Origin of the sequence: Pseudomonas sp. EA_65y_Pfl1_P113 (genome assembly GCF_963970525.1) — a bacterium.
In the GTDB taxonomy this organism is placed as follows: domain Bacteria; phylum Pseudomonadota; class Gammaproteobacteria; order Pseudomonadales; family Pseudomonadaceae; genus Aquipseudomonas; species Aquipseudomonas tritici.
Genome location: NZ_CAXAQM010000002.1, coordinates 337,325 through 361,597, shown reverse-complemented (window position 1 = coordinate 361,597; position 24,273 = coordinate 337,325). Strand labels below are relative to the sequence as shown.

General features: G+C 60.7%; 23 protein-coding genes. 14 read left to right on the top strand and 9 right to left on the bottom strand.

Annotated elements, in window-relative coordinates; all coding sequences use genetic code 11:
- Positions 1–61 precede the first annotated feature (61 nt).
- Positions 62–1,708 carry a VRR-NUC domain-containing protein gene (locus tag AACY52_RS03725; protein ID WP_339420192.1) on the top strand — a complete coding sequence of 549 codons (1,647 nt, stop codon included), beginning with the start codon at positions 62–64 and terminating at the stop codon, positions 1,706–1,708.
- Complete coding sequence (locus tag AACY52_RS03720; protein WP_339439230.1) at positions 1,705–3,969, top strand: ATP-dependent DNA helicase; 2,265 nt, start codon at positions 1,705–1,707, stop codon at positions 3,967–3,969. The genes AACY52_RS03725 and AACY52_RS03720 overlap by 4 nt, the downstream gene beginning before the upstream one ends.
- On the opposite strand, the gene AACY52_RS03715 is transcribed toward AACY52_RS03720, so the two are convergent.
- Positions 3,959–4,918, bottom strand: coding sequence for an oxidoreductase (locus AACY52_RS03715; protein WP_339420195.1), 960 nt, complete (start codon positions 4,916–4,918; stop codon positions 3,959–3,961). The two genes, AACY52_RS03720 and AACY52_RS03715, sit on opposite strands and share 11 nt — an antisense overlap.
- 102 nt (positions 4,919–5,020) lie before the next feature.
- On the opposite strand from AACY52_RS03715, the gene AACY52_RS03710 reads away from it, so the two are divergent.
- Together AACY52_RS03710 and AACY52_RS03705 are read left to right on the top strand one after the other, a co-directional pair.
- On the top strand, positions 5,021–5,983 hold the full coding sequence (locus AACY52_RS03710; protein WP_339428447.1) for an AraC family transcriptional regulator: 963 nt from the start codon (positions 5,021–5,023) through the stop codon (positions 5,981–5,983).
- Positions 5,940–6,881, top strand: a complete 942-nt coding sequence (locus tag AACY52_RS03705) for an alpha/beta hydrolase (RefSeq protein WP_339560253.1) — start codon at positions 5,940–5,942, stop codon at positions 6,879–6,881. Before AACY52_RS03710 ends, AACY52_RS03705 begins: the two co-directional genes overlap by 44 nt.
- A 108-nt stretch (positions 6,882–6,989) precedes the next feature.
- On the opposite strand, the gene AACY52_RS03700 is transcribed toward AACY52_RS03705, so the two are convergent.
- Together AACY52_RS03700 and AACY52_RS03695 are read right to left on the bottom strand one after the other, a co-directional pair.
- Complete coding sequence (locus AACY52_RS03700) at positions 6,990–7,940, bottom strand: alpha-E domain-containing protein (RefSeq protein ID WP_339428448.1); 951 nt, start codon at positions 7,938–7,940, stop codon at positions 6,990–6,992.
- Between the two features lie 2 nt (positions 7,941–7,942).
- The gene (locus tag AACY52_RS03695; protein ID WP_339428449.1) at positions 7,943–9,352 is read right to left on the bottom strand and encodes a circularly permuted type 2 ATP-grasp protein; all 1,410 of its coding nucleotides are present in this window, start codon (positions 9,350–9,352) and stop codon (positions 7,943–7,945) included.
- Between the two features lie 404 nt (positions 9,353–9,756).
- On the opposite strand from AACY52_RS03695, the gene AACY52_RS03690 reads away from it, so the two are divergent.
- The 3 genes from AACY52_RS03690 to AACY52_RS03680 all read left to right on the top strand — a co-directional run bounded on the left by AACY52_RS03690 (position 9,757) and on the right by AACY52_RS03680 (position 10,746).
- Positions 9,757–10,302, top strand: coding sequence for a hypothetical protein (locus tag AACY52_RS03690; protein WP_339420203.1), 546 nt, complete (start codon positions 9,757–9,759; stop codon positions 10,300–10,302).
- Between the two features lie 85 nt (positions 10,303–10,387).
- Positions 10,388–10,600: a hypothetical protein gene (locus AACY52_RS03685; protein WP_339420205.1), complete on the top strand. Its 213-nt coding sequence runs from the start codon at positions 10,388–10,390 to the stop codon at positions 10,598–10,600.
- A gap of 11 nt (positions 10,601–10,611) precedes the next feature.
- Positions 10,612–10,746, top strand: a complete 135-nt coding sequence (locus AACY52_RS03680) for a hypothetical protein (protein ID WP_339420206.1) — start codon at positions 10,612–10,614, stop codon at positions 10,744–10,746.
- An 80-nt stretch (positions 10,747–10,826) separates the two neighbouring features.
- Here AACY52_RS03680 and AACY52_RS03675 read toward each other — a convergent pair whose 3' ends face one another.
- The 3 genes from AACY52_RS03675 to AACY52_RS03665 are packed head-to-tail and all read right to left on the bottom strand — an operon-like array spanning position 10,827 to position 13,762.
- Positions 10,827–12,044, bottom strand: a complete 1,218-nt coding sequence (locus AACY52_RS03675; protein ID WP_339437242.1) for an EAL domain-containing response regulator — start codon at positions 12,042–12,044, stop codon at positions 10,827–10,829.
- A gap of 9 nt (positions 12,045–12,053) precedes the next feature.
- Positions 12,054–12,437 (bottom strand): response regulator, encoded by a 384-nt coding sequence (locus tag AACY52_RS03670; RefSeq protein ID WP_339420210.1) that lies wholly within the window; start codon positions 12,435–12,437, stop codon positions 12,054–12,056.
- Positions 12,422–13,762 carry an ATP-binding protein gene (locus tag AACY52_RS03665; RefSeq protein WP_339420211.1) on the bottom strand — a complete coding sequence of 447 codons (1,341 nt, stop codon included), beginning with the start codon at positions 13,760–13,762 and terminating at the stop codon, positions 12,422–12,424. Before AACY52_RS03665 ends, AACY52_RS03670 begins: the two co-directional genes overlap by 16 nt.
- 322 nt (positions 13,763–14,084) lie before the next feature.
- Between AACY52_RS03665 and AACY52_RS03660 the strand changes: the two genes are divergently transcribed.
- Genes AACY52_RS03660 through xylB form a run of 5 tightly spaced genes read left to right on the top strand, consistent with a single transcriptional unit; the run spans position 14,085 to position 20,043 of the window.
- Complete coding sequence (locus tag AACY52_RS03660) at positions 14,085–15,617, top strand: sugar ABC transporter ATP-binding protein (RefSeq protein WP_339420212.1); 1,533 nt, start codon at positions 14,085–14,087, stop codon at positions 15,615–15,617.
- Positions 15,610–16,587: a ribose ABC transporter permease gene (locus AACY52_RS03655; protein ID WP_339420213.1), complete on the top strand. Its 978-nt coding sequence runs from the start codon at positions 15,610–15,612 to the stop codon at positions 16,585–16,587. Before AACY52_RS03660 ends, AACY52_RS03655 begins: the two co-directional genes overlap by 8 nt.
- Before the next feature lie 34 nt (positions 16,588–16,621).
- Positions 16,622–17,554 (top strand): ABC transporter substrate-binding protein, encoded by a 933-nt coding sequence (locus tag AACY52_RS03650; protein ID WP_339420214.1) that lies wholly within the window; start codon positions 16,622–16,624, stop codon positions 17,552–17,554.
- Positions 17,555–17,575: 21 nt separating this feature from the next.
- Positions 17,576–18,568, top strand: coding sequence for a LacI family DNA-binding transcriptional regulator (locus AACY52_RS03645; RefSeq protein ID WP_339420215.1), 993 nt, complete (start codon positions 17,576–17,578; stop codon positions 18,566–18,568).
- A 14-nt stretch (positions 18,569–18,582) separates the two neighbouring features.
- On the top strand, positions 18,583–20,043 hold the full coding sequence (gene xylB, locus AACY52_RS03640; protein ID WP_339560252.1) for a xylulokinase: 1,461 nt from the start codon (positions 18,583–18,585) through the stop codon (positions 20,041–20,043).
- Between the two features lie 32 nt (positions 20,044–20,075).
- Here xylB and AACY52_RS03635 read toward each other — a convergent pair whose 3' ends face one another.
- Positions 20,076–20,516, bottom strand: a complete 441-nt coding sequence (locus AACY52_RS03635) for an Lrp/AsnC family transcriptional regulator (protein ID WP_049708345.1) — start codon at positions 20,514–20,516, stop codon at positions 20,076–20,078.
- 109 nt (positions 20,517–20,625) lie between these two features.
- On the opposite strand from AACY52_RS03635, the gene AACY52_RS03630 reads away from it, so the two are divergent.
- Complete coding sequence (locus tag AACY52_RS03630) at positions 20,626–21,531, top strand: DMT family transporter (RefSeq protein ID WP_339420217.1); 906 nt, start codon at positions 20,626–20,628, stop codon at positions 21,529–21,531.
- Here the strand turns inward: AACY52_RS03630 and AACY52_RS03625 are convergent.
- Both AACY52_RS03625 and AACY52_RS03620 read right to left on the bottom strand, forming a co-directional pair.
- Complete coding sequence (locus tag AACY52_RS03625) at positions 21,509–23,488, bottom strand: U32 family peptidase (RefSeq protein WP_339420218.1); 1,980 nt, start codon at positions 23,486–23,488, stop codon at positions 21,509–21,511. The two genes, AACY52_RS03630 and AACY52_RS03625, sit on opposite strands and share 23 nt — an antisense overlap.
- A 170-nt stretch (positions 23,489–23,658) precedes the next feature.
- Positions 23,659–24,039: a RidA family protein gene (locus AACY52_RS03620; RefSeq protein ID WP_339420219.1), complete on the bottom strand. Its 381-nt coding sequence runs from the start codon at positions 24,037–24,039 to the stop codon at positions 23,659–23,661.
- 35 nt (positions 24,040–24,074) lie between these two features.
- On the opposite strand from AACY52_RS03620, the gene AACY52_RS03615 reads away from it, so the two are divergent.
- Entirely contained in the window at positions 24,075–24,269 is a 195-nt protein-coding gene (locus AACY52_RS03615) for a hypothetical protein (protein WP_339420220.1), read from the top strand.
- Positions 24,270–24,273 lie beyond the last annotated feature (4 nt).

Genomic DNA, 24,273 nt, shown 5'->3' with positions numbered 1-24,273 from the left:
TGCAACCTGGCATCTGCGGCGGCACTCTGTATGCATAACCAGTACTTGATCACTGTGCGCCATGGCCAATCCCCTCGAAGACCCGCTCTATTACCTGCATAACTTCCGTCAGGTCCTGCACTGGCTGGAGCAGCGCTATGCGGATTTGCTTGATCCGGACGAACAGCATTTCATTCAGCAATTTGACAGGTTGCCGCAAGCGTCTCAGGCGCTGTTGGTGCGCATGGTGATGCGCAAGGGTGTGCATTTTCGTGCGGGCAAGCTCAATTACCTCGAGATCGGTTGCCCGCACGCCGCTGCCGAGCCGTTGTTGGCACTGGGCTGGGTAGATAATCAAAGCCTGCTGGGCTTTGAAGAGCTGTTCGCCTTGTTGCAAAAAGGCGAACTTCTCGCGACGTTCAAGCCTTGGATCGACCAACCCAAAGCGAGGAAAACCGACTGGCTGGAAGGGCTGGCGGCGCAATTTGCCGACAGCCGCAGTTTCGCCACCTGGTGCCCCGCACTTTCTGACACGCTGTACAGCCTCACTGTGATGGAATTGTGCGACCGCCTGCGTCTGATGTTCTTTGGCAACCTGCATCAGGACTGGTCAGAATTCGTGCTGGCCGACCTTGGCATCTATACCTATGAAAAAGTCGAATTCTGTGCCGAGTCCCGCGGTTTGCGCAGCCGAGACGACGTGCACGGATTTTTGTTCCTGCACCAGTGCCAGCAGGCCTTTGAAACGGGCCAGGCGCTGGAAGAAGTGCTCGTGCGGATCGCTACCCTGAACACCGATAACCCCTGGCTGGAAAAACGCCGGGCCAAGCTATTGTTCCAAGTGGGCCAGTACTGTGAACGCAATGCGGAACTGGGCTTGGCAGAGCAGATTTACCGCGCGTGTGCCTACCCAGGTGCCCGCGCGCGATTGATCCGCGTGCTGGAGCGCCAGGAGGATTACACCCAGGCCATTGCCCTGGCTTACGCCGCTCAACAAACACCGGAAAGCGCCGCCGAGCAGCAACACGTGTTGCGTGTGTTGCCACGCCTGCGGCGCAAATTGGGCGAACCGGCGTTGCCCAAAACCAAGCCCCGGCCGGTCACGCGACTGGATCTGGCCCTGGCGCTGCCCGAGCCGTTGATGTCGGTGGAGTACTGCGTGCAGGCTCACCTCAGCGAGCCCGATGGCCCGGTGCATTACGTTGAAAACGGACTGATCAATTCGCTGTTCGGCCTGCTGTGCTGGGACGTGATCTTTGCGCCGCTGCCAGGTTCGTTTTTCCACCCGTTCCAGCGCGGCCCCGCAGATTTGCACAGCGAAGACTTCCACCAGCGCCGCGCGCCGCTGTTCGCCGGGTGTTTCGAGCAGTTGCAGGACGAGCGCTATAAAACCACCATCCGCCAGCGTTATAGCGAAAAGTGGGGAATCCAGTCGCCGTTTGTGTTCTGGAACCTGCTTAGCCAAGATCTGCTGGAACAGGCATTGGCCTGCCTGCCCGCCGAGCATCTGCATTACTGGTTTGAACGGCTGCTGCTGGACATCCGCGCCAACCGCGCTGGCATGCCCGACCTGATCCAGTTCTGGCCCGAGCAAAAGACCTACCGCATGATCGAGGTCAAGGGCCCTGGCGATCGCCTGCAAGACAACCAACTGCGCTGGCTCGAGTTCTGCGGCGAATACCAGATGCCAGTGACGGTCTGCTATGTGCGCTGGGCAGAGCCCGCTTGAGTTACAGCGTTGCCGTGCGTGCATTGTGTGAGTTCACGGCCAAGGTCGGTGACCTGGACCTGCGCTTTACGCCATCCCCCAGCGCCCAGGAAGGCATTCTCGGCCACCGCACCGTCGCGTCACGGCGCAGCAAGCACTACCAGAATGAAGTCGCGCTTGAAGGCGACTACCAACAACTCAAGGTACGGGGCAGGGCGGACGGCTATGACCCGGACGCCAACCGCCTGGAAGAAGTCAAAACCTATCGCGGCGACCTCGATGCCCAGCCCGCCAACCATCGCCAACTACATTGGGCCCAGGTCAAAGTCTACGGCTGGTTGATGTGCCAAAAACTCGGCCTTTCTGACATTGACCTGGCACTGGTGTACTTCGATATCGTCGGCGAAGGCGAGACGGTGCTGAACCAACGCGTTCAGGCAACTGAACTGGAGGCGTTCTTCAATCAGCAATGCGCGCTGTTCCTCGGTTGGGCCCAGCAGGAAATGCAGCATCGCGAAGCGCGCAACAGCGCCGCGCAAACCCTGGTATTCCCCCATGCCGGTTTTCGTCCTGGCCAGCGTTCGCTGGCCGAGTCGGTGTACAAGGCCGTCAGCACCGGGCGTTGCCTGATGGCCCAAGCGCCCACGGGTATCGGTAAGACCATCGGCACGATTTTCCCTTTGCTCAAGGCCCTGGCGCCCCAGCAACTGGACAAGCTGTTCTTCCTCACCGCCAAGACCCCCGGCCGCAAGCTCGCCCTGGATGCTGCCCAAGTGCTATACGCCAGCAGCCCCGGCCTGCCATTGCGCGTGCTGGAGCTGGTGGCGCGGGACAAAGCCTGTGAACACTTGGACAAAGCCTGCCACGGCGATTCCTGCCCCTTGGCCAAGGGCTTCTACGACCGCTTGCCCGCCGCGCGCATTGCCGCGTCCAAGGTGCGCCTGCTCGATCAGCGCAACCTGCGCGACGTCGCCCTGGCCCATGACGTTTGCCCTTACTACCTGAGCCAGGAAATGGCGCGCTGGGCCGACCTGGTGGTCGCCGACTACAACTACTACTTCGACTTTGGCGCCATGCTGTTTGGCCTGGCCCAGCTCAATCAGTGGCGCGCCGCCGTGTTGGTGGACGAGGCGCACAACCTGGTCGAACGTGCCCGTTCGATGTACAGCGCCAGCCTTGACCAGTACAGCCTCAAGACCCTGCGCGACACCGCGCCAGAAGCGTTGAAGAAACCCTTGCAGCGCCTCAACCGTGAGTGGAACGCGCTGCACAAGGACCAGCTCGCGCCGTACCAGGCTTATGTCGCCCGACCCGAAAAACTGATACAGGCCCTGACCCTGTGTGCCAGCGCCATGGGCGACTATTTCAACGCGCACCCCGAGTCACTCAGTGGCGACCTGCAAGCGTTTTATTTCGAGGTGCTGCAATTTGCCAAGGTTGCCGAGCTGTTCAACGAGCACTTTATTTTCGATATCAGCAAGCGCCAGTTCAGTGGCAAACGCAGCAGCTCTACCCTGTGCCTGCGCAACGTGGTGCCCGCCGAGTTCATCCGCCCGCGATTGACCGCGGCCCGCAGCAGTGTGCTGTTTTCCGCCACCCTCAGCCCTCGTCATTACTACGCCGACTTGCTGGGCCTGCCGGCGGATACCGCGTGGATCGACGTGGAGTCACCGTTCAAGGCCGAGCAATTGCAGGTGCGCATCGTCGATGCAATCTCCACACGCTTCGTGCATCGCAACGCCTCGCTGGAACCCATCGTTGAGCTGATCGCCCACCAGTACACCCAGCAGCCTGGCAACTACCTGGCGTTTTTCTCAAGCTTTGATTACCTGCAGCAGGTGGCGCAGTTGCTCGGCGAGCGACACCCGCAGATCGCGCTCGGGCAGCAGTCACGCGGCATGGCGGAGGCCGAGCGCCAGGCCTTTCTTGACCAGTTCACCGAGCACAGCCAGGGCATCGGTTTTGCCGTACTGGGTGGCGCATTCGGCGAGGGCATTGACTTGCCCGGTGCGCGCTTGATCGGTGCTTTTATTGCCACCCTCGGGCTGCCCCAACTGAACCCGGTCAACGAACAGATGAAACTGCGCATGGGCGCGATCTTCGGCGCGGGTTACGACTACACCTACCTGTACCCCGGCATTCAGAAAGTGGTGCAGGCGGCGGGCAGGGTGATCCGTAGCCAGCAGGACCGGGGCGTGGTGATGTTGATCGATGACCGGTTCGGCGAGGCGCGGGTGCGCCAATTGTTGCCGCGCTGGTGGGCACCGACGATCAGAGCGTGACGCCACACAGTCGCTCGCTCAATGCCCATAACCGCTCGGCGTGCTCCGGGTCGACGGCCCAGGGATAGACGCCGGAGCGCCTGCTTTCATCGTGAGCGGGGGCGGCTACATCGCAATCTTCGCAGTACAGGCCGCCGAGCCCCTCAAGTTTGGGACTGACGCCACACCACACCATCGTCGCGGCGCCTTGTTCAGGGTGCTTGTAATGACTGGCCGGGCGAATATTCCCGTGTTCATCCAGGGCGCCGACGAATGCCAGGTCGTCTTTGTCCAGGTAACGGAGCAGGTCAGTGAGGATTTCACCGGGATGTACCGAAAAAGCGCGCACATCGCATGCCTGGCCACGCTGGTCCAGTGCCACGGCGAACAGCGCGTTGGCGGTTTTTGACTGACCGTACGCCAGCCACTTGTCATAGGCGCGGCGTTCAAATTGGGCATCTTCGAAGTGCAGGGGGCTCAAACGATGCCCGAGGGACGACACCGCCACCACCCGCGCTCCGCTTGTTTTACGCAAGGCCGGCCACAGGCGGGCGGTCAGCTGAAAGTGCCCCAGGTGGTTGGTGGCGAACTGCGCTTCCAGGCCGTTGGCGTTTCTTTGTAGTGGGGTAGCCATGATCCCCGCGCTGTTGATCAGAAGATGTAACGCCCTTCCAGACGCCAGGAAGTCCTGGGCGAAGCGGTCAATAGAGGCCGCGTCGAGCAAATCCAGGCTGGCCAATTCAACGCCGCGGATCCCGCGTAGGTTGCGCTCGGCTTTAAGCGCGTCGCGTGCAGGAACGATCACCTGCGCGCCTGCGCCTGCCAATGTCCGCACGGCCTCCAGGCCAATGCCGGAATAGCCACCGGTAACGATAGCGGTCATACCGTGTAAATCTTTACCCGCCAATGCTTGTGTGGCTGTCGTCGCACCGTCGAATCCGCTGTTAATAGGGGTTTGCTTGCTGGTCATAAGGCTCTCCACTCAGGAGGACCTATAGTGTTTTTTTGGGGCCGGACGCGGAATAGCCTAAAGTCTGTATTTCTGTCGCGATCGTCCGGAGCTTTTTTATTTATGGATACCCTGTCTGATGTGGTGGCGTTGTTACGCAGTCACCACTCGTATTTTGCAGGTTTGAAGGCGGGCGGCGACTGGGCGCTGGATTTTCCACCACCGGGTGGCATCAAGTTCAACGCGGTGGTGGAGGGGGAGTGTTGGCTGGAAGTGGAAGGGATGATCGTGCCCGTCCGGCTGTATGAAGGTGATTGCTTTCTATTGACGCAAAATCGACCGTGGAAATTATCCAGCCACCTGGCACTGGAGGGGGTGGATGCTCGGGAGGTCTACAGCAAGGCCGTGGGCGGTATCGCCAGCCTGGGTGAGACGGCTGATCTGTTTCTGATTGGCGGGCTGTTTTACTACGGTGATGAAGCCCGCCTCTTGCTGGAGGGATTGCCCCCGGTGGTGCGCATCAGCGCTCGCTCCGATCAGGCCAGTGTGTTGCGTTGGTGCCTGGAGCGCTTGTCTCTTGAATACGCCAGCCCGAAGCTGGGTGCGGCGTTGATGACCGAGCATTTGGCGCAAATGATGCTGGTGCAAATCCTGCGCCTCTATCAAGCTTCCCTAGGCGCCAGTACCACCGGTTGGCTCGCGGCGTTGACCGATCCGAGGTTGGCGCCGGTGCTGGCGCAAGTGCACGCCGAACCGGCACGGCGTTGGACATTGAGCGAAATGGCAGGCACGGCCAATCAGTCTCGCTCGACCTTCGCCCTGCATTTCAAGCAACGTGTTGGCATGGCACCTCAGGCATATCTGACCCGCTGGCGTATGCATTTGGCGGTGCAGGCGTTGAACACTTCCAGCAGCAGTGTGTCCAGCATCGGCCAGGCATTGGGTTATCAGTCGGACAGCGCATTCAGCAGTGCTTTCAAACGTTTGATGAATTGCTCACCGCGAGAGTACCGCGAGCGCAAACTACACAAGGACGCCTCTGATGAACGCTACCCGGCAGCACAGGATCCAGGTCAACGGCATTGAGTTAAGTGTGCAGGTCACGGGGGCAGACGAAGGCCCGCCGATCTGGCTGCTCCACGGTTTCCCGGAATGCTGGCACTCCTGGCGCGAGCAGATTCGCGCATTGGCGGCTGCGGGTTACCGAGTGTTCGCCCCGGAAATGCGCGGCTACGGCCAGACCAGTTCGCCCGCTGCGATCGCCGATTATGATCTGCTGACCCTGTGCGGGGATATCCAGCAGGCCATGGACCATTTTGGCCATGCGCAGGTGGTGATGGTCGGCCATGACTGGGGGGCAGTGGTGGCCTGGCACCTGGCGCTGCTCGAACCCGAGCGTGTCACGCACTTGATCACGATGTCCGTGCCATTCGCTGGGCGCGCGCGGCGGCCGGTGATCGAAATCATGCGTGAGCTGTACGCGGATCGCTTCAACTACATCCTGTATTTCCAGGAGCCTGGCGTTGCCGAGCAGGAGCTGAACGCTGACATCGAGCGCACGTTGCGCCTGTTCATGCAGGATCAGGATGTGTTTTTGCAAAAGAAACCGCCGAGCGCCAGGTTACTTGAGGGCGTTCCCGCGCCCGGCGCATTGCCGCAATGGTGTTCCCAGGCAGACCTGGACGTCTACGTAAACACCTTCGCCAACCACGGTTTTCGTGGCCCGCTGAACTGGTACCGCAACTTTGAACGCAACTGGCAACACACCGAGTGCCTGGCTGGCCAGCAGGTGTTGCAACCCACGCTATTCCTGATCGGTGACCGAGACCCGGTCGGTGTGTTCGAGGCGCACACACTCAAACGCATGCCCGATTCAGTGCCTCACCTTGAACAACACGTGCTGCCCAACTGCGGCCACTGGATCCAGAACGAACAAAGCCAGCAGGTCAACACGCTGATGCTCGCGTTCCTACGAAAACCGTAACCCCAACCCCCTCCAAATGTGGGAGCGGGCTTGCCCGCGAATGCGTCGGGTCAGCCACTCAACCGTTGACTGACCCACCGCACCGCGAGCAATCGCGCTCCCACCGCTTCAAACAACTTCCAAATACGAACTATGAATCGCCTGTGCCAACTCCCGAACCGTGTCAATAAATTCCGTCAAGCGGCTATGCAACCCATCCTCAAGAATCTCATCAATCCCCGTATACCTGAGCCGCGCCTCAAACTCCGCGGCCAACCGCTGCGCCGTGCGCCCGTAACTGCCGGGCAAGTCCGCCAGGATATGACTCAACTCCTCGATACATGCATGCAACGAACGCGGCACATCGCTGCGCAACAACAGCAACTCTGAGACCGAGCGAGCATTCAACGCATTCGGATACAACTCGGTGTACGCCTCGAACGACGACAACGCGCGGAGCAGGGCGCTCCATTGGTAATAACCGCGTGCCGACAAGTCACTGACTTCCTCCGACTCCTCGCCAAACATCTCATAGCGTGCATCCAGCAGGCGCAAGGTGTTATCCGCACGCTCTACGAAGGTGCCCAGGCGGATAAACCGATAGGCGTCATTGCGCATGATCGTCCCGGAGGTGGCCCCCCGGAAAAGGTGCGAACGCTGCTTGACCCAATCACAAAAGTGGTTGATGCCATGCCGCGCCAGGCCGCCCGCGGCGATGCTGCGCATTTCCAGCCAGGTGGCGTTGAGGTTTTCCCACATGTCGGCGGTGATCCGCCCGCGTACCGCATGGGCATTGCCACGCGCCGCGCGCAGGCAGTTATAGATGCTGGCGGGGTTCTCTTCGTCGAGGGCAAAGAAGTGCAACATGCGCTCGGCATCCAGCTGTGTATGCCGCTCAAGGTAATTGTCCAGGGTGCCGCTGCTGAGCAGCGACATGGCCAGTTCATCCAGGCCATCACTATGCCCGGCCTGGGGCATCAACGACAGGGAGTAGCTGACCTCGAGCATCCGCGCCAGGTTCTCGGCGCGCTCCAGGTAACGGGACATCCAGTACAGGTCTGCGGCGGTTCTACTCAACATACTCAGTCCTCCACCACCCAGGTGTCCTTGGTTCCGCCGCCTTGCGACGAGTTGACGATCAGTGAGCCTTCCTTCAGCGCAACACGGGTAAGACCACCCGGTACCAGGCGGGTTTCCTTGCCCGACAGCACAAAGGGCCGCAGGTCGATATGGCGCGGAGCAATGCCGTTCTCGACAAAGGTGGGGCAGGTGGACAGGCTCAGTGTGGGTTGGGCGATATACGCGTGGGGTCGGGCCTTGATGCGTTGACGGAAGTCTTCGATCTCGGCGGCGCTGGAGGCCGGGCCGACCAGCATGCCGTAGCCGCCGGAGCCTTGGGTTTCCTTGACCACCAGTTGCGGCAGGTTGGCCAGAACGTGGGACAGTTCATCGGGTTTGCGGCACTGGAAGGTCGGCACGTTTTGCAGCACCGGTTCTTCATCCAGGTAGAAGCGGATCATCTCGGGCACGTAGGGGTAGATCGACTTGTCATCAGCCACGCCGGTGCCGATGGCATTGGCCAGCACCACGTTGCCGGCGCAATAGGCGGCCACCAGGCCGGGCACGCCAAGCATCGAATCGGGGTTGAAGGCCTTGGGGTCGAGGAAGGCGTCGTCGATACGCCGGTAAATCACGTCGACCGGCTTGGGGCCGTCGGTGGTGCGCATGAACACCTTGAGGTCCTGTACGAACAAGTCGGCGCCTTCCACCAGTTCCACGCCCATTTCCCGGGCCAGGAACGCATGTTCGAAGAATGCACTGTTAAAGCGCCCTGGCGTTAGCACCACCACGTTGGGGTTGTCCAGGCGGCTGGCGCTTTTCAGGGTCTTGAGCAGCAGGTTGGGGTAATGGTCCACCGGCGCGATACGCTGCTTGGCGAACACCTCGGGGAACAGGCGCATCATCATTTTGCGGTCTTCGAGCATGTAGCTCACGCCGCTGGGGGTGCGCAGGTTGTCTTCGAGCACGTAGTAGGTGCCGTCGCCATCGCGCACCAGGTCGACACCGGAAATATGCGAGTAGATGTCGCGGTGCAGGTCCAGGCCGACCATCGCCTTCTGATAACCCTCGTTGCCCAGCACCTGTTCCGCCGGAATGATCCCGGCCTTGATAATGCGCTGGTCGTGGTAGATGTCGGCAAGGAACATGTTCAGCGCGTTGACGCGCTGGATACAACCGCGTTCGATCAGGCTCCATTCACTGGCGGGGATGCTGCGGGGGATGATGTCGAAGGGGATCAGGCGCTCGGTGTCTTGCTCGTCGCCATACAGCGTGAACGTAATCCCGGCGCGGTGGAACAGCAAGTCGGCTTCACGGCGACGCTGGGCCAGCAGTTCCGGCGGCGTATTCGCCAGCCAGCGGGAGAAGTCTTGATAATGCGCACGGCACGCGCCGTTTGCGTCATTCATTTCATCGAAGAAAGATCGAGCCATTCCAGTACCTTGTCAGTGCCGAGGATAGCCAAGTGGCACTGCCGCTTCAAAAAACGCATTTTTATAAGGCCGTGGCTGAAGGTGCCAACCGGCCTGGTCCTTACTTTCTTATGGGGTCGGCTCTGGGTCGGTGGGTAACGAATGCTCCTGTAAGCGGGCAAGGCAGGTGAGTGATGAAAGGGTTAAGCAATGCGTGTGCCGAAACCACCAATAACCCTATTGCCGTAAGCGGGCTTGCCCCGCGCTGGGCTGCGCAGCGGCCCAAAAAAAACGGGAGCGCTACGCACGCCTGCGCGGGGCAAGCCCGCTCACTACAAAATGCGCCAGATTGGTGCGCAAACTAACTTGAACTTCGCCAGCGCCCCTTCCTTCTAAACAGACTCGATCCAAAACGGAGCACGCATGTGCCCAGAATCATCTCCCCCCAATCCCCAGAATCGACCCTGACAGATCACAGTGAACACAACGCCAAGATCTTCGGCTCACCCAAAGACCGCCTCGACTTCTATCGGCGCGAGATACAATACGAAACCTCGATCCTGGCCAACCGCACCGACGCCTACCTCACGGCGCAGTCGTTCCTGGTGATCGCCTTTGTCTCTGGCATGGGCAACCTCAACCCGGAATGGGGAAAATTGTTCACACTGTTGGTGCCGCTGTTCCTGGCGCTCCTGGGCATTCTCAGCTCACTCAACGCCTGGCCCGGCATACGCGCGGCGTATGACATCATTGACCACTGGCACTTCAAGCAAAGCGAACTGCTGCGCAGCGAGCCAGTGATGGGCATGGCCTACGACGAGTCGCCGCTGTTTTCCGAAATGGAGTCGTCCCACAAGGGCTATCGCAAGTCGTTGTTGTTCTCCATGCGCGCCCCGTGGCTGTTCATGGTGTTCTGGGTGCTGCTCGCGGCTTATGCGTTCTACATTCAGGTAGATAACCCAGGCTCTTAGGCAATTTGAACTTCATTGCCCAGGGCGTGACCTTACCTTTACGCAGGCTGCATTTTCCCAATACTGCGAACAGAAGAGGTGACCCATGAACACACACGACGATCCCCAAGTCAGCGGGCGCAACGACCCGGCCATCGACGGCGGCGAACCCGCGCCAGGTACTGGCGCCGACGCGCCAAAAGATCCGGCACCGGCCAAAGAACCCAAGGCTGAAGAAAACGACTACAGTCCAGACTTCGAGCCGGAGCCGGAGCCCAAGGCTGAAACCGATGCCGATATCGATACCCAAGGCGGCTAGTGGAGACGGTGATGTCAAAAGAACTTGATGACGAACTCAACGACCCAGGCAATGAAGACCCTGGCTCGTTGATGGATGACGCAGAAGTGCCGCTCAACGATCTGGATGAAGCGGCGGATGTGGGCAATACCGAGAATCTGGACTGAGTGCTCACCTGGCGCTTGCGGCGGCGTGTCGGATCCGTAGCGTCCTCCGGCATCCATGCACATGCAGTCAGAGGGACCTCTCAACGCTCCAGCAACAAGCGCTCCAAGGTTTCCACGGGTAACGGCCGGCTGAACAGGTAGCCTTGGATCTGATCACAACCGGCCTCCTTCAAGAACGCCAACTGCGCCTGGGTTTCCACGCCTTCAGCCACCACCCGCAGGTTGAGGCTGTGGGCCAGTTCAATGATGGTGCGGGTGATCGCCGCGTCTTGCGGGTTGGTGGTGACTTCGCGGATAAACGCAATGTCGATCTTCAACGTATGGATAGGAAAACGCCGCAGATACGCCAGGCTCGAATAGCCGGTGCCGAAGTCATCGATGGAAATCTTCACGCCCATCGCGTGCAGGCGCTGCAGGCTGGCGATGGTGTGCTGGGTGTTTTCCATCAAGGAGCCTTCGGTCAGCTCCACTTCGAGCCAATGCGGCTCGACACCTGTTTGCGCCAGGGTGCGCGCGATATCGGCAATCAGGTCGCCTTCGATCAGTTGATGGCCGGAGACGTTCACCGACACCTCCACCGCACCAATGGCGCCACGTTGCCACTCGGCAATTTGTTGGCAAACCTGCTCTATCACCCAGCGTCCCACAGGTACAATCAGCCCAAGGCGCTCCAATATCGGCACAAACACGGCCGGGGACACAGCGCCGTAGTCGGGCCTCTCCCAGCGCAGTAACGCTTCGAGGGCGCAGAGGCGGCCGCTGGCGATATCGACCTTGGGCTGGTAATGCACGGTGAAGTCTTCGCGCTCGACGGCTTGGCGCAAGGCATTTTCGAGGTCCTGAAGGGCCAGGTCATGCACGTTTATCCCCGTTTGCAGTGGCCCCAGTTCGCGCGAATGGCTTGCCAGGTCACCACGCTCTTTGAGCCGCAGCAGGTTGCGCACTCGCAACCACAACTCGACACGTTCTACCGGCTTGCTGATGAACTCCTCGGCACCGGCCTCCAGCCCACTGACACGGGCGCTCTGCTCACTGAGGGCGGATAACATGATGATCGGGATACCCGCGGTGGTTTCATCACCCTTTAATTGGCTGGCGACTTCATAGCCGTCCATGCCCGGCATCATCACGTCGAGCAGGATCAGGTCCGGGGGCTGCCGCGCCACCAACTGCAAGGCTTCTTCACCGCTGCTTGCACTCAGGGTCTGGTAGCCCTCGTGTTGCAGCAGGGTTTCCAGGAGTTTGCGCACCTGGGGTTCATCATCAACGATCAACAACGTCGCGGGTTGGCTGGCCATGGAGCGGACTCATGTGAGGGGGCTGTTGGGCGTTTGCAGCAAGGTGTCGATCACTTGGTACAGCTCTTTGTAACGCAACGGCTTGGTGATGTAGGCGTCACAACCGGCGAGCCGGGTCTTTTCGCGGTCTTCTTTCATCGCCATGGCCGTCAAGGCGATCACCGGGATGTGTGCGGTCAGCGGGTCTTGCTTGAGCAGCGCAGTGGCCGCCAGGCCGTCCATGCCGGGCAGTTGGATGTCCATCAGGATCAACGCCGGCTGTTGTTCGCGGGCCAGGGTCAGGCCGGTTTCGGCATCGGGTGCCCACAGCACCGTGTGGCTGGCATTCACTAACAACAGGCGCGCCAGGCGCATATTGGCTTCATTGTCTTCAATGATCAGGATCTCGGCCATGCTGCCTCCGGCGTGCGATGCAGCGGCAACCACGCGACAAACCGCGCGCCACAGCCTTCACGGCTGGCCACGGCTACACTGCCGCCGTGCAAATCCGTCAGCTGCTTGACCATCGCCAGCCCCAGGCCGGTGCCTTCGAATTTGCGCGCCAGGCTGCTGTCGATCTGGCTGAACGCCTTGAACAGCTTGCCCATGTCGCCTTCAGCTATACCAATCCCGGTATCGCTGACGCTCAACTCGAGGAACTGTTGATGCGCACTGTCGGGCAAGTCGAAGCGGTACACCGGCCATTCGCCGGGAATCTGCCCGACCTGCTCGCGGGCCACCTGGCGCACCATCAGCGTCACTGAGCTGCCGTGCTCGCTGAACTTCACCGCATTGGCCAGGAGGTTGTAGACGATCTGCTTGGTCTTGCGCAGGTCCAGTTCCAGACAGCCGAAGTCTTCAGGGCTTTCCAGCTTCAGTTGAATACGTTGCAGCGCGGCCTTTTCCCGCACGATCAACAGGCTGTTGGCCAACAAGCTGGAAAGCTCCGCGCTCTCCAGTTCCAGCTCCATCATGCCGGCCTCGACCTTGGACAGGTCGAGAATGTCGTTGATCAATGACAGCAAATGCTGGCCGCTGGTGAAGATATCACCGATGTACTCGCGCTGGGTCTCGCTCATTTCCCCGACCAGCCCGTCCTTGAGCGCCTCGGAAAAACCGATCACGGCATTCAGCGGCGTGCGCAGTTCGTGGGACATGGTGGCGAGGAACTCGGACTTCATGTGGCTGGCGTGCTCCAGCTCCAGGTTCTTCTCTTCCAGGGCACGCTCGAAGCCTTTGCGTTCGGCTTCTTCCTGCTTGCGCGCGGTGTTGTCGGTGCCGATCAGCAGGTAACCGATGATCGTGTCATGCCGGTTACGCAAGGCGGTCACCGACACCATGGCCGACAGGCGACTGCCATCCTTGCGGATATAGGTCAGCTCGTAGATGTCTTCTATACCCCGGGAGGCCTTGAACACCAGCGCTTCGAACCCCGGCGTGATCGGCGTATCCAGTTCCTGGCTGAGCGCGGCAGCGCGGGTGACCAGTTCGATGGGGTCGGAGATATCGGCGGGGGTGATGCGGTTGACCACATCGGCGGCGGCATAGCCGAGCATGCGTTCGGCGCCTACATTGAAGATTTGGATCACGCCTTTCTCATCGGTGGCGATGCTCGAGAAATAGGCGCTGTTGAAGATGGCGTCTTGCAGTGCGCCGGTCTTGAGCAGGGTTTTCTGGCGTTTGAACTCGACGATTTTTTCGGCGCGCGATTGCGGCTGTTCGGGGAGCGGTGTGTCCATCGCAGGGCGTTCCGTGGTGTCCAGGCCCGCCATCGTCAATCGGCGATGGCGCAGTGCATGCTCACAGCAGATCGCTTGGCGGCGACGAGGAGGAGATGAGGTCCTTGGACAATAGCAGAATTGTGGCGTTTTGATGGCTGATTGAGGAGGAAATACCTTCGAATGGATACCTCTGCACCAAAGCCGACGCTTTCTGAACTTAAGCGTGATGAAACGTTTCACCTGTCGACAAACGGTCAACGCAAGCGCTTGCGTAAGAAAATGTATCTGCATTAGAGTCGACCCACTCGATTACAAAAATAATAATCCCAGGAGCTCATTCATGAGCCTTGAACCCTTGCTTGAGATGCAGGGCATCAGCAAAACCTTCAATGGTCTGCGCGTGCTCAAGAATGTCGGCCTGAAGGTCTACCCCGGCGAAATCCACGCCTTGATGGGGGAGAACGGCGCCGGCAAATCCACCTTGATGAAAATCCTTTCCGGCGCCTATCAAGCCGACCCCGGCGGTGAAATCCGCATTGCCGGCCAGCCCATCCCCACCTTCGACCCCGCCACCGCCAAAGCCCTCGGCATCGCCGTGATCTATCAGGAACTGAGCCTGTGCCCGAACCTGAGCGTGGCCGAGAACATCTACCTGGGTCGCGAGCTGCGGCGTGGCTGGACCATCGACCGCAAAGGCATGGAGGCCGGGTGCATCGAAGTGCTGCAACGCCTTGGCGCGGAGTTCACCCCGTCAACGCGGGTCAGCAGCCTGTCGATTGCCGAGCGCCAACTGGTGGAAATCGCCCGCGCCTTGCATGGCCACGCCAAGATCCTGGTGATGGACGAACCCACCACACCCTTGTCGTCCCGCGAGACCGATCGTTTGTTCGCGCTGATCAAACAGTTGCGCAGCCAAGGTTTGGCGATCATCTATATCAGCCACCGCATGGCCGAGATCTACGAGCTGTCGGACCGCGTCTCGGTGCTGCGTGACGGCCAATACATCGGCGAGCTGACCCGCGAGGCGCTGTCGGCCGACGTGCTCGTGAAAATGATGGTGGGCCGCGACCTGTCGGGGTTCTACAAGAAGGAACACGCCGCGTATAACCCCGGCAACGTGGTGATGCGCGTGCGCGACATGGCTGATGGCAAACGCGTGCGCAACTGTAGTTTCGACCTGCATGCCGGCGAAGTGCTCGGGATTGCCGGCCTGGTCGGGGCAGGGCGCACCGAACTGGCACGGCTGATCTTTGCCGCCGACCCACGCACCTCCGGTACCTTGGAAGTGGTCGGCAAAACCATCACCCAACTGCGCACCCCGGCGGATGCGATCCGCGCCGGTGTCGTTTACCTCACCGAAGACCGCAAGGCTCAGGGCCTGTTCCTGGACATGAGCGTGGCCGACAACATCAATGTCTGCGCCTGCGTACCGGATGCCCATGCCGGTGGTGTGCTCGATCGTGGCCACGCGGCGCAGCGCGCCAGGGACGCGATCAAGTCACTGTCGATTCGCGTGGCGTCGGGCAAGGTCAATGTCGGTGCGCTGTCCGGCGGCAATCAGCAAAAGGTGCTGCTGGCGCGGCTGTTGGAGGTCAAGCCGCATGTGCTGATCCTCGACGAACCCACACGCGGCGTGGACATCGGTTCCAAGTCCGAGATCTACCGCATCATCAATCAACTGGCGCAAGCCGGTGTCGGCATTGTGGTGATTTCCAGCGAGTTGCCGGAAATCATCGGCACCTGCGACCGCGTGCTGATCATGCGCGAAGGCCAGTTGGTGGCTGAAGTCGGCGGGGCGTCGGGCCAGGTTATTTCCCAAGAACGTATTATTGACCTCGCCACCGGTGGCGATCAGGTGGTTGCCCATGGCTGAATTGAACGTTGCAACGATAGGTAAAGCTGAACGCGCACGCGAGTTGATGCGCACCGTCGGCATGTTGCCGGTACTGATCCTGTTGTTGGTGGGCTTTGCCCTGGCCAGCGAGAACTTCCTGACAGTGCAGAACCTGTCGATCATCTCTCAGCAGGCCTCAGTGAACGTGGTGCTGGCGGCCGGCATGACCTTTGTGATCCTCACGGCGGGTATCGACCTGTCGGTGGGCGCGATCCTGGCCGCGTCGGCGGTGGTGGCGTTGCAAGCGTCGATGTCGCCGCAGTTCGGCATGTTCGGGATTGCTGCCGGTATTGGCTTCGGGCTGTTGCTGGGCCTGGTCAACGGCGGATTGATCGCCTTTATGCGCCTGCCGCCGTTTATCGTCACCCTCGGCGCACTCACCGCCATGCGCGGTTTGGCGCGCCTGCTGGCCGATGACAAGACCGTTTTCAACCCCGACCTGCCGTTTGCGTTTATCGGCAATGACTCGGTGCTCGGCGTGCCCTGGCTGGTGATCATTGCCGTCGCGGTGGTAGCGCTGTCGTGGTTCATCCTGCGCCGGACGGTGATGGGCGTGCAGATCTACTCGGTGGGCGGTAACCCGGAAGCGGCGCGATTGTCGGGGATCAAGGTGTGGAAGGTGCTGCTATTCGTCTACGCCATGTCCGGTGCGTTGGCCGGGCTGGGCGCGGTGATGAGCGCTTCGCGTCTGTTCGCGGCCAACGGCCTGCAACTGGGACAATCCTATGAGCTGGACGCGATTGCCGCGGTGATCCTCGGTGGCACCAGCTTTACCGGCGGCGTCGGCACCATCGGCGGCACGCTGATTGGTGCGCTGATTATCGCGGTACTCACCAACGGCCTGGTGCTGCTGGGCGTGTCGGATATCTGGCAGTACATCATCAAGGGCATCGTGATCATTGGCGCAGTCGCGCTGGATCGTTATCGCCAGTCCGGTGCTCGGACCTGATTTCACTCATACAACAATCACAAGAGAGACCCGCATGAACGTCAAACGTATCTTTCCCGTTATTGCCTTGGCTGCCTTGATGTCCCAAGCCGTCGAAGCGCGCGAACTCAAAGCCCTCGGCATCAGCATGGGCTCGCTGGGCAACCCGTATTTCGTGACCCTGGCCGATGGCGCCACCGCGCGGGCCAAGGCGTTAAACCCCAACGTCAAGGTGACCTCGGTGTCGGCCGACTATGACTTGAGCAAGCAGTTTTCGCAGATCGACAACTTTATCTCGTCCAAGGTCGACCTGATCCTGATCAACGCGGTAGACCCGTCCGCCATGGCCTCGGCCATCAAAAAAGCCCGCGACGCGGGCATTGTCGTGGTCGCCGTGGATGTCGACGCCAAGGGCGTGAACGCCACCGTGCAGACCGACAACGTCGAGGCCGGCAAGCTGGCCTGCCAGTACCTGGTGGATAAGCTCAGCGGCAAGGGCAATGTGATCATCCAGAACGGCCCGCAAGTCACTGCCGTGACCGACCGCGTCAAAGGGTGCAAGGCGGCACTCGCCAGCGCGCCGCAGATCAAGGTGCTGTCCGATGACCAGGACGCCAAGGGCTCCCGTGAAGGCGGCTTGAACGCCATGCAGGGTTACCTGACACGCTTCCCGAAAATCGACGGTCTGTTCGCGATCAACGACCCGCAAGCCATCGGCAGCGACCTGGCGGCCAAGCAGCTCAAGCGCAGCGGCATCGTTATTACCTCGGTGGACGGCGCGCCGGATATCGAAAATGCGCTGAAGACCGACACGCAAATCCAGGCGTCCGCCAGCCAGGACCCTTGGGCCATGGCGCAGACAGCGGTGGACGTGGGCAATGACATTCTCAACGACAAAGCCCCAGCCGAAGCGGTTACCCTGCTCACGCCAAAACTGATCACCCGTGACAACATCGGTACGTACAGCGGTTGGTCGAGTAAACGTTGAATCAGTGAGAGGAACAGCGCCGTGGTCACCATGGATGACGTCGCAAGCAGGGCGGGGGTGTCGACATCAACGGTGTCCCATGTGTTGAACGGTACCCGCAAGGTCAGCCCGGCCACGGTGCAGGCGGTGCAGCAGGCTATCCAGGCGCTGGGGTACATCCCCAACACCCTGGCGCGTTCGCTGGCCCGGTCAAGTACCAGCACGATTGGCGTGGCGATCTCGGCGCTGTCCAACCATTACTTCAGTGAAACGGTGCACGCGATTGAAACCGAATGCGCCAAGCACGGTTACATGATGCTGTTTGTCGACACCCACGACGACCCGGAGCAGGAGCTGCGGGTGGTCACGGCGCTGCATCATCGGCGGGTCGACGGGATTGTGCTGGCCCCCTCGAGCGGCTCAAAAGCGCTGGAATACCTGCGGGCCAACGAGATTCCAGCGGTGCTGGTGGACCGCATGATGAGCGAGCAGTTTGACCAGGTCGGGGTGGACAACGCCGAGCCCACCCAGGCCCTTATTGAACATTTGATCGCCCATGGTCACCGCCGCATTGGCTTTATCGCCGGGCGCGAGGGGTTCAGCACCACCGATGAGCGAGTGGCCGGTTACCGCGCAGCGTTGCACGTGGCGGGGCTGGCGTTTGATCCACAACTGTTGGTCAATGGCGGCTCCAACACCGAGCCGGCACGCCTGGCCACGGCGCAGTTGCTGGGCCTGGCCGCGCCGCCCACGGCAATCATGGCCGGCAACAACCTGATGACCCTTGGTGCCATGCACGCGCTGCGTGACGCACATATCGCCGTGCCGGGGCAGATGGCCTTGGTCGGCTTTGATGATTTTGACTGGGCGGACTTTTTTGTGCCGCGCCTGACCTTGATCGCTCAACCGGTCAAGGCACTCGGCGCTCGCGCTGTCGGCCTGTTGTTGCAGCGCATGGCTTCGCCCACGGCACCGCCCCAGCGCGTGCGCCTGGCGCCAACCCTGCAATTGCGTGACTCATGTGGCGGTAGTTGATTGGACAATTACGTATGAACCTGCCTGTTTCCCTCGGAATAGACCTCGGCACCTCTGAACTCAAGGCCATCCTGATGGACCTTGACGGTAGGGTGCTGGCCCACGCTGGCGTGCGTTTGAGTGTGTCGCGGCGCCACTGCGGCTGGTCCGAGCAAGCGCCGGAAGATTGGTGGCAGGCGTGTGTTAAGGCGTTGGGGCAACTGCGTGCGCACGAGGCGTTTGCGCGTGTGGCGTGTATCGGCCTGTCCGGGCAAATGCACGGTGCTGTGTTGTTGGGGGATGACAACCGCGTGTTGTATCCCGCAATCCTGTGGGACGATTCCCGCGCGATCACTGAAGCTGAACAGTTGGGGGCGGGGTTTGCCGACGTCACGGGCAGCCTGCCCATGGCCGGGCTCACGGCGCCGAAATTGCTGTGGTTGCAACAGCATGAGCCTGCGGTATTCAAGGCCATCGACTGTGTGCTGTCACCCAAGGACTACCTGCGTTTGCGCCTGAGTGGCGAGCGTATCAGCGAGATGTCCGACGCTGCCGGGACGTTGTGGCTGGATGTGGCACAGCGTGAGTGGTTCGCCCCGATGCTGCGCGCTACGGGCCTTGTGCCGGAACAGATGCCCAGGTTGGTCGAAGGCGGCGCCGCGAGTGCGGGTTTGACGGCGACCGAGCTGGGGCTGTCGACTGACGTAGTGCTTGCGGGCGGCGGTGGCGATAACCCGGTGGCCGCCGTGGGTATCGGTGCGATCAACGCAGGCGATGGCTTCATCACCCTCGGCACCAGCGCGGCGATTGTCGCAATCACTGCCCACGCTGCCGGCAACCCGGCCAGTGCCGTGCACAGCTTCTGCCATGCGTTACCCAACCGTTGGTACACCATGGGCGCGATGCTGGCCGGTGCCAGTTGCTTGCGCTGGGTGACGCGGCTGACCGGCACGGCGGATGAGCAAACGTTGTTGGGCCAGGTGCAACTGCAGTTGCCAATAGGGCAGCCTGTGCCTTTGAACACACCGCTGTTTCTACCGTACCTCGCCGGTGAACGTACCCCCCATAACGATCCGTTGCTGCGCGGTGGATTCATGAGCCTGGGCCATGACTGCACGCCCGCCATGCTCGGCTACGCGGTGATGGAGGGTGTGGGCTTCGGTTTGCTCGATGCCTTGCACGCCGTGCAATCGGCGGGTGCGAATGTGGGTGCATGCGCCCTGGTGGGGGGCGGGGCGCGCAGTGAATACTGGGCGCAGTTGCTGGCGAATATCCTGCAGCGAGAAATCTTCACCTTGCACGGCAGTGAGTTGAGTGCGTGTATCGGCGCGGCGAAGCTGGGGTTCCTGGCGATTGGGCAGGGGGAGGCGTTGTTGCAGGCAGGGATGCCCGTGAAGGCGAGGTATTTGCCAGATGCAAATCAACGGTCAGTGCTGGATGCGCGTTATCGTAAGTTCCGAGGCTTATTGGCAGCAGCAAAAATACTGCACGAATAAACGAAACAGTTCTAATTGTGTGAGCTGCCCCGTTAATCCCCCAGTGGCGGCAATCGCCGTTTCACCGGGGTCTTCTTGACGATCGCCGTGTTGGTTTCGGCATACGCGTTAAGCCGGTCAAGCAAACTGTCCAGATGATCCATGGTGCGCACATGCAGCCGCGCAATAAAACAATCCTCGCCCGTGACCTTGTCGCACTCCGTGAACTCGGGGATCGCCTGGATCTGGCGCTCCACCTCCTGCAATTTGCCGGGTAACGGGCGGATACGCACGATGGCCTGCAACAGGTAGCCAAAATGCTTGGGGTCGATATCCACGGTGTAGTGGGTCAACACGCCGCGCTCTTCAAGACGCCGCAAACGCTCGCCAACACTGGGCGAGGACAGCCCGGTAATGCCGGCCAGGGCCTTGAGCGACAAGCGTGAGTCGTCCATCAAAGCGGCGATCAGTTGCTGGTCGATGGTGTCAATCATGGGATCCGCCTAATAAGTAAAGGTCATCCAGGTGTTTGACCTATTTTAGTCACTGGAGCCGCTCTCAAGCAGATTGCCATAATTGAGCCTCACTTGAGGAGCCTTAATCATGGACACATCCATTCGTCGCGGGTCGTGGGAAATGGTCGCCGCCATGCTGATCTCGGGGACCATTGGCTGGTTTGTATTGGTCTCTGGCGTGTCGGTGATCGAAGTGGTGTTCTGGCGCTGCGTGATCGGCGGGCTGACACTGTTGCTGGTGTGCGCGATACTCGGGTACTTGCGTCTGGACCTGCTCAGTTGGGCCAAGGTCGGGCTGGCGATGCTCAGTGGGGTGGCGATTGTCGGTAATTGGTTGTTGCTGTTTGAGTCCTATTCCCACGCGTCAATTGCCATCAGTACGGCGGTGTACAACGTGCAGCCGTTCATGTTGGTGATGTTGGCGGCGGTGTTCCTGGGTGAAAAAATCACCGTGCAGAAGCTCGCGTGGCTGAGCGTGGCGTTTCTCGGGATGTTGGCGATTGTTACCGCCCATGGCGATCAGCAGAGCAGCGGCGGGGATTACCTGGCGGGGATCGCGCTAGCGTTGGGCGCAGCGTTTTTGTATGCGATTGCAGCGTTGATCATCAAGCGTTTGAAAGACGTACCGCCGCATTTGATGGCGTTGATCCAAGTTGCAACCGGGGCGGTGCTGCTGGCGCCTTTGGTGCCCTGGAACGGCCTGCCAACTGCGCCAAACGCCTGGGCCGCACTGGTAACGCTTGGCGTGGTGCACACTGGTTTGATGTATGTGTTGTTGTATGGCGCGATCCAGAAGTTGCCGACGGCCATCACCGGAGCACTGTCGTTTATCTACCCGATCGCGGCGATCTTCGTCGACTGGATTGCCTTCGGGCATCGCCTCGGCTGGCTGCAATGGCTGGGGGTAGCGGCGATTCTGCTGGCGGCTGCGGGGTTGCAGCGGGGCTGGTGGTGGCCCCGCTCCCACAGGGTTAGTGCGTGCCCTGAAAGATGATGTTTTGCGGGTTGAAATGCTCCACCGCGCTGCCCGGTTGCGGCAAGCCAAGGATATGCCCCTTGATCTTGCCCACCACGTGCATCTCGCACGGCTTGCAGTCGAACTTCAAGGTGAGCACTTCATCGCCATGGATCAACTGCATCGGCGCTACCTTGGTCTTCACGCCGGTGACACCCTTGGCCTGTTTAGGGCACAGGTTGAACGAGAAACGCAGGCAGTGCTTGGTGATCATCACCGGCACTTCGCCGGTTTCTTCGTGGGCTTCGAAGGCGGCGTCGATCAGCTTCACACCGTGACGGTGGTAGAAGTCGCGGGCTTTCTGGTTGTAGACGTTGGCCAGGAACGACAGGTGTGCTTCCGGGTACACCGGCGGCGGCGAGGTCTCGGCTTTGCGGCCACCGCGCGGGTGAGCGGCGATGCGGGCGGCGGTCAGCGCTTCAATCACTTCGCGGCGCAGCGCCTTGAGCTGTGAGTTGGGGATGAAGAACGCTTGCGGTGCATCCAGCTGGACGTCCGTCGCGTGGTATTCAGTAGTGCCCAACTGGCCGAGCAGGTCGCGCAGGGTGTCCAGCGCCTGTTCCGGCTTGTTGGCCACGCCGAACGGGCCGGGCAGGGTGACGCTGGCACTGATGCCTTCTTCGCTGGTGGCGGTGACTTCCAGTTGGTCTTCACGCAGGCGAGCGGCCCACGCCAGGCCGATACGGCGCTCGGCAGAGGTCTTTTGCAAGGCCTGCTGCCAGTTATGATCCAGGTTGCGGTTCAGTGGATGGTTCGAGCGTAGTTGATGCAGGCCGGCCGGCATTTCATTCGGCTCGACGCGATAGCGGTAGCGTTTCTCGCCGTCTTCCTCGAACTCGCCTTTAGGCTCGGCGATGTTGGCGCGGAAACCCACGACTTCACGCTTGACGAGCACATTGAGACCGTCGCCGTTGGACAATGGCTCATGGGTAACAACCTGCAAGTCGCGCTTGCCGGCTTTTTCCACCACACCCACCGGCAAGCCGGTAAACGTCGGGGTGTCGAAGGCGCCGATGTCGATCTTGCGGTCGCTGACGAAATAGTCGGTGCTGCCACGGTGGAAGGTTTTTTCCGGGTCGGGCAGGAAGAAATGCGCCGTACGGCCGCTGGAAGCGCGAGCCAGGTCCGGGCGGTCTTCAAGAATCTCGTCGAGGCGCTGGCGGTAATAGGCGGTGATATTCTTCACATAGCCCATGTCTTTGTAGCGGCCTTCGATCTTGAACGAGCGCACGCCGGCTTCGACCAGGGCGCGCAGGTTGGCGCTCTGGTTGTTGTCTTTCATCGACAGCAGGTGCTTTTCAAAAGCCACGACGCGGCCCTGGTCATCCTTCAAGGTGTATGGCAGGCGGCAGGCCTGGGAGCAGTCGCCACGGTTGGCGCTGCGGCCATTTTGCGCGTGGGAAATGTTGCACTGCCCAGAGAACGCTACGCACAGGGCGCCGTGGATAAAGAACTCAATGGCCGCATCGGTTTCATCAGCGATGGCGCGGATTTCCTGCAGGTTCAGCTCACGGGCCAATACCAGCTGCGAGAAACCGGCCTGGTCGAGGAACTTGGCACGGCCGAGGGTACGAATGTCGGTCTGGGTGCTGGCGTGCAGCTCGATGGGCGGAATATCCAGTTCCATCACGCCCAGGTCTTGCACGATCAACGCATCGACGCCGGCGTCGTAGAGCTGATGGATCAGCTTGCGCGCGGGTTCCAGCTCGTTGTCATGCAGGATGGTGTTGATAGTGGTGAACACCCGCGCGTGGTAGCGGCGTGCGAACTCCACCAGGGAAGCGATCTCGCTCACTTCGTTACAGGCGTTATGGCGCGCGCCGAAGCTCGGGCCGCCGATGTAGATGGCGTCGGCGCCATGCAGGATGGCCTCGCGCGCGATAGCGACATCGCGGGCAGGGCTGAGCAATTCGAGGTGATGCTTGGGCAAGGACATAGTTTTTTTAGTCAGGCTTGTCACGGTTGAGGCGCGCATTGTAGCTGTGAAACGCTGGGCAGGCACCTACCGCAGGGCCTACCGCCGGTGCTCCCCATGCTTTGAGGGGGCAAACCCAATCAACTGTGGGAGCGGGCTTGCTCGCTCCCACATTGTTGACCGAGTGCGGCTTAGGCCTTGGCAGCCATCGCGGTGACTTCCACACGCATGCCTTCTACCGCCAACGCCGCCACACCCACCGCCGCGCGCACGGGCCAGGGCTTGGCGAAGAAGCGTTTGTAGACTTCATTAAAAGCGGCGCGATCGGCCATGTCGGTGAGGTAGATGGTCAAGTGCATCACCCGGTCCATCGAGCTGCCAGCCTTTTCCAGCGCGACCTTCAAGGCTTCTAGCGTGCATTCGCTTTGCAGGGTGATGTCGCCCAGTTCCAGGCTGCCATCGGCGCGGGTCGGGATCTGGGTGGACACCAGGATGCCGTTGAAGCCGATCACATCCGATGAAATCGAGTCGGCATCTGGATCAGGGGTGTAGTGCAGGTCGTGGTTGGCCATGGGTGCCTCGCGTTGGCAGGTTCAGAAAGGCACCCATGGTCCTCGAAAACGACAGCAGGGGCAAACTACGCCCAGCGGCGGAACAGCACACTGGCACTGCTCGACGCAAAGCCCTGAATGACGGGGGCTCCAGCAATAATCTGGCGCCAGAAAATAAAATTTTTTTCCCCGTCAAGTCGCGTATTACGCAGCCGATAGCCAATAAAGAAATCAGTTTTCCGCACGGCTGAGGGT

What these genes read in the sequence shown, in the direction of transcription:
- AACY52_RS03725 (WP_339420192.1), top strand. Translation starts at nt 62, where the DNA reads ATGGCCAATCCCCTCGAAGACCCGCTCTATTACCTGCATAACTTCCGT.
- AACY52_RS03715 (WP_339420195.1), bottom strand. Translation starts at nt 4,918, where the DNA reads ATGACCAGCAAGCAAACCCCTATTAACAGCGGATTCGACGGTGCGACG.
- AACY52_RS03710 (WP_339428447.1), top strand. Translation starts at nt 5,021, where the DNA reads ATGGATACCCTGTCTGATGTGGTGGCGTTGTTACGCAGTCACCACTCG.
- AACY52_RS03705 (WP_339560253.1), top strand. Translation starts at nt 5,940, where the DNA reads ATGAACGCTACCCGGCAGCACAGGATCCAGGTCAACGGCATTGAGTTA.
- AACY52_RS03700 (WP_339428448.1), bottom strand. Translation starts at nt 7,940, where the DNA reads ATGTTGAGTAGAACCGCCGCAGACCTGTACTGGATGTCCCGTTACCTG.
- AACY52_RS03695 (WP_339428449.1), bottom strand. Translation starts at nt 9,352, where the DNA reads ATGGCTCGATCTTTCTTCGATGAAATGAATGACGCAAACGGCGCGTGC.
- AACY52_RS03685 (WP_339420205.1), top strand. Translation starts at nt 10,388, where the DNA reads ATGAACACACACGACGATCCCCAAGTCAGCGGGCGCAACGACCCGGCC.
- AACY52_RS03680 (WP_339420206.1), top strand. Translation starts at nt 10,612, where the DNA reads ATGTCAAAAGAACTTGATGACGAACTCAACGACCCAGGCAATGAAGAC.
- AACY52_RS03675 (WP_339437242.1), bottom strand. Translation starts at nt 12,044, where the DNA reads ATGGCCAGCCAACCCGCGACGTTGTTGATCGTTGATGATGAACCCCAG.
- AACY52_RS03670 (WP_339420210.1), bottom strand. Translation starts at nt 12,437, where the DNA reads ATGGCCGAGATCCTGATCATTGAAGACAATGAAGCCAATATGCGCCTG.
- AACY52_RS03665 (WP_339420211.1), bottom strand. Translation starts at nt 13,762, where the DNA reads ATGGACACACCGCTCCCCGAACAGCCGCAATCGCGCGCCGAAAAAATC.
- AACY52_RS03660 (WP_339420212.1), top strand. Translation starts at nt 14,085, where the DNA reads ATGAGCCTTGAACCCTTGCTTGAGATGCAGGGCATCAGCAAAACCTTC.
- AACY52_RS03655 (WP_339420213.1), top strand. Translation starts at nt 15,610, where the DNA reads ATGGCTGAATTGAACGTTGCAACGATAGGTAAAGCTGAACGCGCACGC.
- AACY52_RS03650 (WP_339420214.1), top strand. Translation starts at nt 16,622, where the DNA reads ATGAACGTCAAACGTATCTTTCCCGTTATTGCCTTGGCTGCCTTGATG.
- xylB (WP_339560252.1), top strand. Translation starts at nt 18,583, where the DNA reads ATGAACCTGCCTGTTTCCCTCGGAATAGACCTCGGCACCTCTGAACTC.
- AACY52_RS03635 (WP_049708345.1), bottom strand. Translation starts at nt 20,516, where the DNA reads ATGATTGACACCATCGACCAGCAACTGATCGCCGCTTTGATGGACGAC.
- AACY52_RS03630 (WP_339420217.1), top strand. Translation starts at nt 20,626, where the DNA reads ATGGACACATCCATTCGTCGCGGGTCGTGGGAAATGGTCGCCGCCATG.
- AACY52_RS03625 (WP_339420218.1), bottom strand. Translation starts at nt 23,488, where the DNA reads ATGTCCTTGCCCAAGCATCACCTCGAATTGCTCAGCCCTGCCCGCGAT.
- AACY52_RS03620 (WP_339420219.1), bottom strand. Translation starts at nt 24,039, where the DNA reads ATGGCCAACCACGACCTGCACTACACCCCTGATCCAGATGCCGACTCG.
- AACY52_RS03615 (WP_339420220.1), top strand. Translation starts at nt 24,075, where the DNA reads ATGGTCCTCGAAAACGACAGCAGGGGCAAACTACGCCCAGCGGCGGAA.